Origin of the sequence: Streptomyces sp. NPDC056373 (assembly GCF_042262425.1) — a bacterium.
GTDB lineage: Bacteria > Actinomycetota > Actinomycetes > Streptomycetales > Streptomycetaceae > Streptomyces.
The window spans coordinates 94,341-106,675 of the sequence record NZ_JBHJPX010000002.1 but is presented as its reverse complement, the minus strand read 5'-3'; the positions used below and the strand labels follow the sequence as shown (position 1 = coordinate 106,675).

10 protein-coding genes are annotated in these 12,335 nt (G+C 73.9%); all 10 read right to left on the bottom strand.

What is annotated here, in order from left to right; all coding sequences use genetic code 11:
- Positions 1-6 precede the first annotated feature (6 nt).
- Positions 7-1,968 carry a putative baseplate assembly protein gene (locus tag ACFCXS_RS04405; protein WP_376641592.1) on the bottom strand — a complete coding sequence of 654 codons (1,962 nt, stop codon included), beginning with the start codon at positions 1,966-1,968 and terminating at the stop codon, positions 7-9.
- Positions 1,968-2,408: a GPW/gp25 family protein gene (locus ACFCXS_RS04400; protein ID WP_376641591.1), complete on the bottom strand. Its 441-nt coding sequence runs from the start codon at positions 2,406-2,408 to the stop codon at positions 1,968-1,970. Before ACFCXS_RS04400 ends, ACFCXS_RS04405 begins: the two co-directional genes overlap by 1 nt.
- Positions 2,409-2,463: 55 nt before the next feature.
- Entirely contained in the window at positions 2,464-4,365 is a 1,902-nt protein-coding gene (locus tag ACFCXS_RS04395; RefSeq protein ID WP_376641590.1) for a VgrG-related protein, read from the bottom strand.
- Positions 4,365-5,090 (bottom strand): peptidase M23, encoded by a 726-nt coding sequence (locus ACFCXS_RS04390; RefSeq protein WP_376641589.1) that lies wholly within the window; start codon positions 5,088-5,090, stop codon positions 4,365-4,367. The genes ACFCXS_RS04395 and ACFCXS_RS04390 overlap by 1 nt, the downstream gene beginning before the upstream one ends.
- Before the next feature lie 67 nt (positions 5,091-5,157).
- Entirely contained in the window at positions 5,158-5,580 is a 423-nt protein-coding gene (locus tag ACFCXS_RS04385) for a phage tail protein (RefSeq protein WP_376641588.1), read from the bottom strand.
- A 67-nt stretch (positions 5,581-5,647) separates the two neighbouring features.
- Positions 5,648-6,916: a hypothetical protein gene (locus ACFCXS_RS04380; RefSeq protein ID WP_376641587.1), complete on the bottom strand. Its 1,269-nt coding sequence runs from the start codon at positions 6,914-6,916 to the stop codon at positions 5,648-5,650.
- A 2,613-nt stretch (positions 6,917-9,529) separates the two neighbouring features.
- Entirely contained in the window at positions 9,530-9,688 is a 159-nt protein-coding gene (locus tag ACFCXS_RS04375; RefSeq protein WP_376641586.1) for a DUF6760 family protein, read from the bottom strand.
- Entirely contained in the window at positions 9,685-10,179 is a 495-nt protein-coding gene (locus tag ACFCXS_RS04370) for a hypothetical protein (protein ID WP_376641585.1), read from the bottom strand. The genes ACFCXS_RS04375 and ACFCXS_RS04370 overlap by 4 nt, the downstream gene beginning before the upstream one ends.
- Positions 10,179-10,622 (bottom strand): phage tail protein, encoded by a 444-nt coding sequence (locus tag ACFCXS_RS04365; RefSeq protein WP_142159014.1) that lies wholly within the window; start codon positions 10,620-10,622, stop codon positions 10,179-10,181. The genes ACFCXS_RS04370 and ACFCXS_RS04365 overlap by 1 nt, the downstream gene beginning before the upstream one ends.
- Before the next feature lie 60 nt (positions 10,623-10,682).
- Positions 10,683-12,272: a phage tail sheath family protein gene (locus ACFCXS_RS04360; protein ID WP_376641584.1), complete on the bottom strand. Its 1,590-nt coding sequence runs from the start codon at positions 12,270-12,272 to the stop codon at positions 10,683-10,685.
- Positions 12,273-12,335: the final 63 nt, after the last annotated feature.

Below are 12,335 nucleotides of genomic sequence, written 5' to 3'. Positions count from 1 at the left end.
GGCCCATCAGGATCCGTCCCCGATCACCCGGACGCGGTGGTCGAAGGAGAACACCAGCGACGGCGCCGACAGGTCGATCCGGTCCGTCGGCTCGCCGCGTTTGCCGGTGAGCGGGTCGGCGGGGTGCAGGATCACCTCGTCGACCAGCTCGACCCCGGGCACGCGCTGCAGCACCGCGAACACCTCCCCGGCCTGGACGGGCCGCCCGAACGGCCAGCCCCTGCCGTCGGCACCGCCGGTCAGCGGATCGAGGTGCCGGTACAGGGCGTCGTGCGCCTGCCGGCGCACCCGGTCGGTGTCGACGCCCCGGAACGCGTGCACCGTGGCCACGACCGTGACGCCCTGGTAGTACGGCGGGCCCACCGCCAACCGGGTGCCGATCAGGCGTCGTTCGTCCAGGTGCCGGGTGATGCGGTCCAACAGGGAGTCTCCGGGCACCAGTTGTTCGAAGCGCAGCCGGCCGCCCGGGTCCGGCACGGCCTGCGGCACCACCAGCACCCGTACCGCGTAGGCGCCGTGCTCACCCTCCTCGCCTTCCAGGCAGGTGATGCGGGCGGTCTCCGGGGCGGCGCGGCGGGCCAGCTCCTCGTAGTCGCGCAGGGTCACCGCCCGCTCCTGGGCGCGCAGCGTGATCGGCGCCCGGACCTTCGCCTCCTCGACCGTCTCGCCGTCCACACCGCCGCGCGCGGCCTCGCGGTTGACGACCTCGGAGACGTACGGGATGGAGGTGCGCAGGATCCGCACGGCGCCGCGTGCCACGTTGCCCGCCCGGCCGCCTCCCGTGCGGTAGCGGCGGGCCCGCACGGGGGCGCCCTTGGGTGCGACCGTCCCGTACTGCCGCAGCGAGCCGTCGGGTTCGCGCACGGCGGGACCGAAGGCGATCTCGCCGGTCGTGGCGTCGAGCGTGATGTGCCGGTCCTCGGGCCCGGAGGACGCGAAGTTCGGTACGACCCGCCAGTCCGCCCAGCCGTCGTGCTCGGCGGTCTGCAGCAGCACCGGCGGGTCGTCCCCGACGACCGGTGCGTGCGCCAGCCGCAGCCGTTGCCCCGGCAGCCCTGTGGACTCGCCCAGTGCCTCGTCGTGGACGGTCTCCGCGTGCACGGCCCCGGTGGTGCCGCCGATCGTGAAGGCATCGGCGGCCCGCACGGTCGGCGAGGTGGTGTAGAAGGGCTGGTCCGGCAGCGGGTCGGTGACCCGGCAGCGCAGCCAGCCCGCCTCCTGCCCGGCGTTGCGGGACAGCACGTGCCCGCCGGGGACGTGCAGGACGACCTCACCGGGCCGGTTGAGACCGCCGGTGCCGTCCCGGTCCACCTCACAGGGCTGCCAGCCGTCCGCGGTCCACGCCTCCCACACCAGCGGCGGCTGGCGCGGGTCCACGCCGACACCGTCCACCCGGCTGTCCAGGTCCAGGGCGACGGCGCAGTGCGGCACCGCCGCCGTCAGGCCGAGCAGCATGGCGTCCCCCGGGCCGGGCGACTCGGCGAAGCACAGTACGTCCTTGCCGTCCTCGGCGAGGTCGTGCGTCCGGTCGGCCACGGGTTCGCCCCGGTGCTGCACCAGCAGATGGCGCAACGCGCTCGGCACCACCCGCAGTTCGCGCTCGGTCGCGAAGACGACCGCCTCCTCGCTCTCGGTGCGCAGCGTGGCGACCTCCGTGCCGACCGGCACCCGCACCGGTTCCTCCTGCGGCGCCGACAGCCAGAACGTCATGTCGGTGCGGGCCGCGGACGGCGGGAACAGGGTGATCCCCACGAGGTCCAGGAACGCCAGATGGTTCTTCTCCGGCACCCGGTTCAGCCGGTAGACGATCTGGTCGGCCATGTGGGCCACCGTCTCGACGAGGGTGACACCGGGGTCGGAGACGTTGTGGTCGGTCCACTCCGGGGCGCGCTGCTGGATGTAGCGCTTGGCGTCGTCGACGAACTGCTGGAAGCGGCGGTCGTCGAGGTTGGGTGAGGGCAGGGCCATCAGCGGTCGCTTTCGGGGGCGGTGCCCGCGCCGGGGGCGTCGGGCTCCTCGTGGGACGGAATGACGTAGAACGGGAAGACCAGGCTGCGCGGGTTGTTGGTGCCGCGGATGGAGTAGCGGACGTCGATCCAGAGGACGCTCTGGTCGGTGCCGGCGGTGACCTCGACGTCCTCGACCTCGATGCGCGGCTCCCAGCGGTCCAGGCTGACGTACACCTCGTGCTGGATGCGGCCCGCCGTCTGCTCGTTGACCGGCGCGAACACCAGGTCGTGGATCGCGCAGCCGAAGTCCGGCCGCATCGGCCGTTCGCCCGGCGCGGTCGACAGCACAAGACGGATCGCCTCCTCGACCTCCCGCTCCCCGCTGACCAGGGCGATCCCGCCGGTCGGCCCGATACGCAGCGGGAACGACCAGCCGGAGCCGACGAACTGCTCGGCCATCAGTGGGCCACCTGCCTTCTCCTCATCCTGACGATCTTGAAGGGCTCGCCGGCCGTCACGGCAGCGGATACGGCTTGTTGTTGACCAGCACCGCGCCCTGCAGCGCGACGGTGATCGCCCGGATGCCGACGTTCGCGATGGTGTTGACCTGGACCGTGCCGCCCGCGGTGAACGTCGCCGCGCCGACCGCCTTGAGATTGAGCGCGCCCATCGCGTCCACGGTGACCGCTCCGCCGAGCGACTTGAGGTTGACCAGCCCGCGGCCCTGGATGTTGACCAGCCCGCCGCTCTTGATGTTCACGGCCCGCTTGGCGCTCAGCGTGAGATCGGTACCGGCCTCGACCGACACCGACCGGCTGCCCTTGATCGTCACCGAGCCCTTGCTGTCCACGGTGATCTCGGTCTTCGTCCGGTCCAGGTTGATGGTCAGCTGCTTGTCACCGGAGACCAGCCGGACGCCCTGCTTGCGCAGGCCCGTCTTCTGGCTGAGCAGGTCCATCCGGTTGCCGTCCCGGTCGGAGACGGTGTGCCGGCTCGCCTTCTTGCGGACCGTGTCGTGCAGCGGCACATCGCCGACGGTGGTCGGCTTGTCCCGCCCGTTGTAGAGCCCGCCGATCACGAACGGATGGTCCAGGGCGCCCCGGTCGAACGCGACCAGCACCTCGTCGTTGACGTCCATCGGGAACACCCCGCCGCCGCCCAGACCGCCCAGTTGCACGGTCCGCGTCCAGTCGCTGACGTACGTGTCGTCCAGCCACGGGAACTGCAACCGCACCCGGCCCTGCTTGAGCGGGTCGTTCACGTCGGTGACGAGGGCGTTGGCCACGCCGGGCAGCCGGGGCGCGGCGGGCGTCCCGCCCGAGGCCAGCCCGAACAGCGAGCGCCACTGCCGTCCGCTGACCGTCACCCACGCCTCGTAGTGCCTGCCGTCGCCGAAGTCGTGCCGCACCGAGGTGACGGTGTACTTGCCCTCGAAGGGCACGCCCACGTCCGCCAGCGCGACCGGAACTCCCGGGCGCAGCTTGGGGTTTCCGCGCGCGACGACCTCCAGCTCGGCGAACGAGCCGGTGACGTCGTCGGCGAGGGCGTCGGCGGCGAACTTCACCTCGCTCTGCTTGTCGTAGGGCGTGCCCGTCTCGACGAGCTTCGTGGCCTTGAACTTCCCGGCCGCCGCGCCCGGGGTGGTGCCGATGGTGATGCCGGGGTTGCCGGTCGCGGGCGCGGTGGCGGTCAGCTTCTTCTTCGTCGTCACGTCCCAGCCGCGCGACTCGACCTTGGCCACCTGGTCGGCGGCCGTCACGGCGGCCCGCAGGCGCAGGATGTCGTGACCGCCCTGGAGCACGAACGGGCTCTTGTCGCCGTCGGTGTTCGGGGAGGGCGCTCCGGAGGCCGACTTGGGGCGCACGAACTGGAATCTGCCGTCCGCGTCCACAGACATGACCATCTCGTTCTCGTCGGCGAGCCGAGCGAGGAAGTCCCAGTCGGTGACGTTGGACTGGCTGATGAACTCGTACACCGTCTTCGTCGACTCGATCCGCCCGATCGGCACACCGTCCTGGCCGGCGAGCTTGCGGGCGATGTCCGAGGCGCTCTGGTTGCGGTACGCCGCCACCCGGCGCCGGCGCAGCAGCCGGTGCCCGGCGTCGTAGCCGCGGACGACGGTGTAGCTGCCCGTGCCGTCGTAGTCGGCCTCCAGGCCGGTGACCTCGCCGGTCAGCAGCGGATCGCCCGCGCCCTCGCCGTCGGCCACCGGCGTGAACACCACCTCGGTGCCGAAGGTGATGCCCAGCTTGCCCAGCAGCAGCCGGTACGGATCGCGGAACGTCAGCCGGAACGCGGCCGGGACGCCGACCCCCTGGTCGACGTGGCTCTCCACCAGATCCGGGAGGAACTCGGGCGGCAGGGGGGCGCCGCCGATCTTCACGTCGACGACGCTGACGAACGAGGACTGCACCATCAGGAACGCACCTCCTCGGCGGCCGGCAGCACGAGTTCGACGCCGGTCGGCAGCCGCGACGGGTCGTCGATGCCGTTGGCCTCGGCGATGGACCGCCAGGCGGCCGCGTTGCCGTACTCCCGCCAGGCCAGCGACTGGAGGGAGTCGCCCGCCACGACCCGGTGCACCCGCTGCGCGGTGAGCGCGCCCGAGGTCGGGTTCTGCCCCTTGGTCTTCATCGGGATCTCGTGCAGCTGCACCCGGCAGGTGGCGCGGATGGGCACGCCCGTGGTCGAGAACAGCGTGTAGTCGGCCGACACGGAGCTCACGTACGCCGTGAAACGGGCCGTCGAGAACGACCCCCACTGGAAGACGACCCACGGCGGGGACGGCTGCTTGGCGGCGATGCTCTTCGTGGTCACCTCGCAGCAGGCGAGCAGCGAGTCGACCTTCTTCATCACGGAGTTGCTGGTCGGCTCGTCCGAGGAGTCCAGGAAGATCTCGACGGCCATCTCGCGCGGCTCCGCCCCCATGAACTCCGGGAGCGGGCCGACCCGTTCGGTCTGCGCGGGGGTGGCCTTCCACTGGGCGCGGCGGCTCAGCGACAGCTGCGCCGGGTTGAAGTCGAAGTCGAACGTCTTGATGATCCCGCCGGGCGTCCTGCTCTTGCCCTTCGGCGGTTCGTGAATGGCGAGCGTGGCGCGGATGAGGCTCTTGCCCGCGCCCCTCTTGCTGCCCCTGGCCATGGTGTCCCGGTCCTCCCCTCGGTCCGTTCCGTCTGTTCCGTTCGTTTTGCCCGTTCCGTACGTCCGCTCAGTCCGTGAACCCGTGGTGGGTGATCTCCAGCACCTCGGTCGCCACGGCCGGGTTGGCCGGGTCGAGGGTGGGCCCGGTCCAGCTCACCGGCAGTACGTCGATGAGCCCCCAACGGGCGACCTCCGACCCGTCGGCGCGCAGCGCCGCGATCTGGGCGGTGGGCCGCTTGATGCCCGTCTGCAGCGACGAGATCCACTTGGCCACCTTGGTGGTGTCCGGGGTGAGCGGCCGGGTCAGCCGGATCGTCGAGAACGACACGCGGGTCGGCAGCTGCCAGACGAAGCCGTTGTTGCCGCCCTCCTGGCGCTGCTCGATCTCCACCTGCGAGGACAGCCCTTCGCATCCGTTGAAGAAACCGAGGCTCTCGCCGTCGATGCTGAGGGTGAACCAGATGGTGGAGCCCGGATCCTGGCGGGACATCGCGGGTGGGCCTTTCTGTCGTTCCCGGTCGATCGTTTCCGGGGTGTGGTGCGGCTGGGGGCGCCGGTCAGTGGCGGGGGTCGCGGAGCCGGCCGATGCGTTCGCGGTCCAGGCGCAGTTCCGCGCGGATCAGGCGGGTGATGCGGCCGATGATGCGGTGCACGAGTTCGTCCAGCTGGAAGTCGGTCAGCTCACGGGGGTCGAAGGCGCCGGCGGGGACTTCCGCGTACGCGGGCGGGGGCGGGCCGGCCGGGGCTGCGGGATGCGACCGGCCGTCGGGGGGTGGCGGGGCCTGGTCGGTGAGGGTGGTGGCGACCGTGGCCGCGGCGGCCGCGGCGAGGGCTCCGGTGGCCGAGGGAGGCGTGGCGCCGGGTGCCGTCTTGGGCTTTTTGCGGAAGAGGTGCTGGACGACGGGGAGGGGCGGTTGAGGGGTGGGGGTGGTCGCTCGGGCGGTCGGCCGGGGAGCCGGGGCGTGCGGTACGGAGGACTGCGGTGGCGGGGGTGCAGGGTGCGGTGTGCTGCTGGAGCGTGCTGCGGGGAGACCGCTCGGAGCGGCCAGTGGCGTGGTGTGGGCGGGCGGGGTGGGAACGGGGGCGCCCAGGGGGGAGCGGCGTGGGAGCGACGAGGTGGTGTGGGGAGTGCGCGAGGGTGACGGGGACGACGAGGGGGGCGTGGCGGAGCCCGTGGACTGCGGAGTCTTGGCGGGCGCCTGGGACTGCGGGGTTGTGGCGGGCGCCGGGGACTGCGTCGCGGGGGCGGGGCGTGCGGTGAGGGGAGCGCCGAGGCCGGGACGAGAGGGGCGGGGGGTGGTGGACGGGGAGCGGGTGGGGGCCGTCGTCCGCTGTACGTCCATGACCGGGGCCGGGGGAGCGGAGCGGCGGGTGGCCCGGGCAGGTGTGGAGGGGGAGGCGGATGCCGTGGGGGTGGGGTGAGCGCTGCCGGGTGTCGGTGCGGGGGCGGTGGTGGAGGGCATGCCCGGGGGGCGGGCCGCCGGGGTGGTGCTGGTCGAGGTCGTGGGGGTGTGAGGGCCGGGGGCCTCGGGGGTGCCCTGGGGGTGGGCGGCCGCTGGGGCGGTGGTCGGAGTCGTACGGTTCCGGTCGGCCGGTGCCTGTACGGGCGTGGGTGCCGAGGAGTGAGGGGCCTGGACCGCAGGGGCCGCGGGGGTGTCGGGCCGGACGGCGGGGCTGGGCGTCGTGGTGGCGCCGGAGCCGGGGGTGACGGCCGTACCGCTGCCGGTGGCCGGCTGCCGTGGCGAGGGGCCGGAGAGGGCCGGGCGGCGCTGAACGGCGGGGGCGGGCTCGCCGGAGCCGTCGGCCGAGGTGCGCGCTGCCCTCACGGGAGGTGCCGGGGTACTCGCGGGCCTGCCGGGGACAGGGCGTCGCGGCTCGGCCGGCGAGGAGGGGGTGGCGGGACGGGAGGACGGTGTCCGGGCGGTCCCCGCTGTGGGGCTCGGCGGCCCGACCGGGGTTGAGGGGGTGGCGGGACGGGAGGACGGTGTCCGGGCGGTTCCCGCTGTGGGGCTCGGCGGCCCGACCGGGGTTGAGGGGGTGGCGGGACGGGAGGACGGTGTCCGGGCGGTTCCCGCTGTGGGGCTCGGCGGCCCGACCGGGGCTGAGGGCGTCGTCGGGCCGGGGAGTCGCTGCGCGGGCGCTTCCGTGGCGGGTCGGCCGTGGTGCGGGTCGGTGTCGGTTCCCGGGGCGGGCGCCGTGGGGCTGGTTCGGTGAGGACCGGGGGCGGCAGCGGAGGACGGCACCTCGCCATGCCCGGGCGTGCCTCGCCCGGGCTCGTGCGCCGCATCCCGCCGGACCTCGGTCGTGCGCTGCACCGGGGTGCCGCCGGTCCGGGGTGCCGGGGTGCCGGGCAGCGCTGCTGAGTTGCCCGTGGGTGAGGGCGACGACCGCCGCTGCACCGGGACGTCGTGGGGGCCGGGCGCGCCGGGCCGTGCCGGCGGGCCGGCGGGTCGCTGCACCGGGGCCGGGGAGGAGCTCGGTGCCGCGGGGCTGCCGGGCCGTGCCGCCGGGTCGCTGCCGGGACGGACGGGCACGGGCCGCCCTGGGGCGGCGCGGGGCCCGAGTGGTGCGCTGGGGGGTCCCGTCGGGGTACCCGGGCCCGTTGCCTCATGACCGCCGGGCGCCCGCAGCGGAGTCGGGGCCTTTTCCGGGTCGAGTCCGTGGCCCGGGCGCGGAGGCTCACCCTTCCGGACCTGAACGCCCTCGGTGGCGCCGGTGTTGGTCGACCCCGGTACGGAGCCGGCGGGTCGGCTGCCCGGCGCCGGAGCCGGCGGCTCGGGTGCGGTGGACATCGCGGGGGTGGGAACGTGCGCCCCACCGCTGTCGGTTGCCGTCGGAGCCGCACCCGCCGTGCTGCCCCGGGGGGACCTGACGGCTCCTCGTGTCGTGGGCAGGGTTCGCCGCTGTACCGGAGTCCCCGCGGCCGACGTCCTCGTCAACGACCCGGGCCGCAACGGCTGGTCAGCCGGCACGGGGGTCACCCGGACGCCCGACGAGGGCGGCGTGGAGGCGGTCGCTTCCGGTGCCGGCAGGGCAGCCGCCGAGTCGGCGGACCCGGCACGTGGCGACGCCGGGCGGGCTCCCGGCGCTGCCGCGGGAGCCTCAGGAGCCGAGCCGTCCGTCCCAGTGCCCGGCCGTCCCCCGGGTGCGGCGGCGGGGGTGCGTTGCGCGGTGACGGTCGGTCCGGCCGTGGGCGTCGGGACGGCGGTCCCCGCCTCGTGCCCGGGTCGGGCGGCAGGGGAGCGCTGCGCAGCCGGTGCTGCCTCGTGTGCTGTGGCGGGAGCGGTCCTGCCCGAGGGCGCCGAAGGGGCGGTTCCCGGCCCGGGCCCGGGGCGCCCGGAACCTGCCGCGGGGGTGCGTTGTGCTGTCACGGGGGTGGCTCGGGCCGAGGGCGCCGAGCCCCACCCCTGGCCCGGACGCGGCTGACCGGCAGCGGAGGATCGCGGAGCGGCCGACGGCCTGCCGGCCGACGGCCTGCCGGCCGGGGTCGGTCCGGCGGCCGGGGCCCCGCTGTTGCCGGAGCGAGCGGCCGGGGGGCCCACCGCACTTCCCGCGCGCGGCGACGGGCTCGCGGACACAGCCGGCGCGCCACTGCGCGTCCGCTGCACGGCAGGCCCGTTCCCGGTGCCCCGGAAAGCACCGGGCGCCGCGTCCGCCACCGCACCGGAACCCCCGGCCCCGGTCCGGCCGGCCACCCGAGGACCACTGGTCACCCCGGGGCGCCCGGCACCCCGGGAGCCACCTACGCCCCGCGGACCAGCGGCGCCCCCGGACCCACCGACGCCTGTCGTTCCACCGGCGGCTCCAGAGGCACCGAGCGCTCGCGAACCACCCGCGGCCCCGGAGCTGCCGACCACCCTCGGACCACCGGCGGTCCCAGGACCACCGGCGGCCCCAGGCCCACCGGCCGTTTCAGGACCCCTCGGCGGAAGTGCCCGCAACGGCACGGCCGGTGGCCGCGTCGCCAACGGCTCCGGGCCGGCCAACGGCAGTGCACCCGAGCGGCGTTCGAGGCCGGAGACCGGCCGGCCCGCCGTCGGGCGGGGAACGTCGGCGAGTACGGCGCTCGACTGTCCGTCCAGGACGGCGTGGGACGCCATGCCCATGAACGACGGGTTCTGCCACGTGGGCAACCGCCCGCCGAACCCCGCGTCCGCGACCCCGGCCCCCTGCCCCGGTGCCAGCGCCCGCTGGATCGGCGGCAGCCCCGGCCAGGAAGCGGCCACCACGGGTCGGACATCCGCCCGTGCGCCGGCACCCGGCACGCCCGTACCGGCTTCCGCCGGCACCTCCGTGCCCGATCCGCCCGGCACGCCCGTACCGGCTTCCGCCCGCACCTCCGTGCCCGGCCCGTCCGGCACGCCCGGGCGGGCATCGGACCGTGCCTCAGTCCGCTTCCCCCGCTCCGAGCCGCGCCGACGCCCCAGAAACCCCACCCCTCAGCCCTCCGCCCCGGCACGCGTCACCAGGGACGCGATCTCGTTCGTGAACCGGCGGCGGTCGTGGTGTTCCAGGTTCAGGATGTCGTCCATGCTCCAGTGGAAGTGGTAGGCCACGTACGCGATCTCCTCGTGCAGCCGGTCGGTCGCGTACGTCACGATTCCCCCAGGCGGCTCCCGCCGAGTTCCACCTCGAAGTGTTCCGTGCAGTGCGGGCACCGCACTGCCGCCCGGGTGTGCCCCTCCGCGTTGATCTGGCGGTAGAAGTCCTGCAGGAACGCCAGGTCGGAGGCGAACATGTTCTCCACGATCCCGTCGTGGACCATCGGCAGCGTGCCGAGCCGGGTGATGACCCGGCCCAGCAGGACCACCGACAGGTACGCCGGGTTCTCCTGGACGCGGACGTCCCGCAGCGGGACCAGTTCGTCCCGCGCCGTCGACAGGCGCATCACGCCGTCCCGGTGCACGGTGCCCGAGTCGTCGACGTAGCCGCGCGGCAGCTGGAAGGGGAACTCGGTGCGCAGGTGGTCCTGGGGGAGGAGCGGGGCCTGCTCGGGGGTGGCGAGGTCCTGGGCCGGCTCCGGACCGGGCTCCGCACTCCCCGGTGCCTCCGGCGCGGCCCCGCCCGCCCTCGCTGCCGTACGCCGCATTACTCGATGACCAGTTCTTCGAACACGATGGTGACGGTCTCCGTGAGGGCGGCCGCCTCGCCGGCCTTCACCGTGCTCGTGTCGATCTTGCTGCACCAGGCGTTGCGCAGGTTGTACCGCTTCACCGGGTTGTCCTCGAAGTCCATCATGATGATCGAGGCGTTCTTGCGGGCCGTGGCCATCCGGCCGGCGATGGAGTCGTTGATCCACTGCGTGAACGACGCCGACTGGGTCATGCCGCGCACGACGGTGCACTGCCCGTTCTTCTGCACGCCCGGCAGCAGGGCCACCTCGGACCGGCCCTGCGCGGTGTTCTGCTGGTAGGTGATGACGTCCTGTTCGAGGGTGAGGCCGCTGACCTCGGCGAGGTACTCGACCATCACACCGTCGATCTGGAGGCCGAAGTTGTGTGAGGTGAGGGCGTCACCCGGCTGGAGACTCATGTGTGGGATGTCCTTGTGACGAAGAGCGTGAGGGGTGTACGGGGGTGGGGGCCGGGGCGGTTACTCCTCCAGCTCCCCGTTGCCGCTGGAGAACTGGGCCAGCCGGAAGATCACGAACTCGGCGGGCTTGACCGGGGAGATGCCGATCTCGCAGACGACCCGGCCGACGTCGACCGACTCGGGCGGGTTGGTCTCCTCGTCGCACTTGACGTAGTACGCCTCCTCGGGCCGCTGCCCGAAGAGCGCTCCGCTGCGCCACTCGTTGACCAGGAACGCCGAGATGTTGCGGCGGATCCGGGCCCACAGGTTGTGGTCGTTCGGCTCGAACACCACCCACTGGGTGCCGATCAGGATCGACTCCTCCAGGTAGTTGAAGTACCGGCGGATGTTGAGGTAGCGCCAGGCCGGGTCGGAGGAGAGGGTGCGGGCGCCCCAGACGCGGATGCCGCGGCCGGGGAAGGCGCGGATGCAGTTGACGCCGATCGGGTTGAGCAGGTCCTGCTCGCCGCGGGTGATCTGGGTCTCCAGGTCCACCGCACCGCGCACGACCTCGTTGGCGGGCGCCTTGTGCACCCCGCGCTCGGCGTCGCTGCGGGCCCAGATGCCGGCGACGTGGCCGCTCGGCGGGACCAGCCGGGCCTGGCCGGTGGCCGGGTCGAAGGTCTTGATCCAGGGGTAGTACAGGGCCGCGTACTTGGAGTCGTACCCGGCGGTCTCCTGCCGCCAGACGCGGATCTGGCGGGCGTTGAGGCCCGGCGGCGGGTCGATGACGGCCACCCGGTCGCCCATCAGCTCGCAGTGCGCGATCAGCCCGAGCTGCACCGCCTTGACGGCCTCCAGGTCGATCGCGCCGCGCTGGTAGGCGGCCATCAGGTCGGGCACCGCGACCATGGAGATCTCGTCCACGGCCTCCAGACCGCCGAAGCCCGTCCGGTCGGCGGAGTCACCCAGGTACTGGGCCGGGCCCGGCTGCGCGGTGCCGGCCGGCTCGGCGGGAGCTGCGGCGGGCGCGGGAGCCGGTGCCGCCAGGGCCACCGTCTGGTTGTCCGGGCGGGCCAGCTGCGCGGCCGGCGCGGCCTCGGTGACGCTGATGAGCTTGGAGCGCTCCTTGACCTGCGTGACGACGTAGTTGCGGCCGCCCTTCTTGGCGGTCACGTCGAACGTCTCGACCGGCTTGCCGCCGTCCTTGACGATCAGCCGGAACCGCTCGGCGGGGCCCTCGCCCTCGGGGTCGGCGACCTCGACGCTCAACTCGCCCTGCGCCACGGCGGTGACGGAGAACGTGCCGAGCTGCTTCGGCTCGCCCGCGGGCAGCTCGGCCGGGGCGTTCGAGCGGCCGGTGACGGCCGCGGGGCCCTGGCCGGCCTCGACGGGAGCACCCTCGGGGGAGCCGCCCACGCGCACGACGTACGCGGCGGAACCGCCGTTGTTGAAGAAGCCGTAGACGGAGTGCGCGAGGTAGTACCCGTCGGTGAACTCACCGAAGGCCGCCACGTACTGCGTCCAGTTGGTCACCAGCGTCGGCTCGTTCAGGGGACCGGTCGGCGCGAGCCCCACGAAGGCCGCCACCGACGTCCCCACCCCCTCGATCGGGCGCGAGCCGCTGGCCACCTCCTCGACGTAGACGCCGGGCGACAGGTAGGACGGCATGCTCTGCTCTCCTCGGGGTACGAGACACGAACACCTCCCACCCTCGCGCGCGCCCGACCGCGG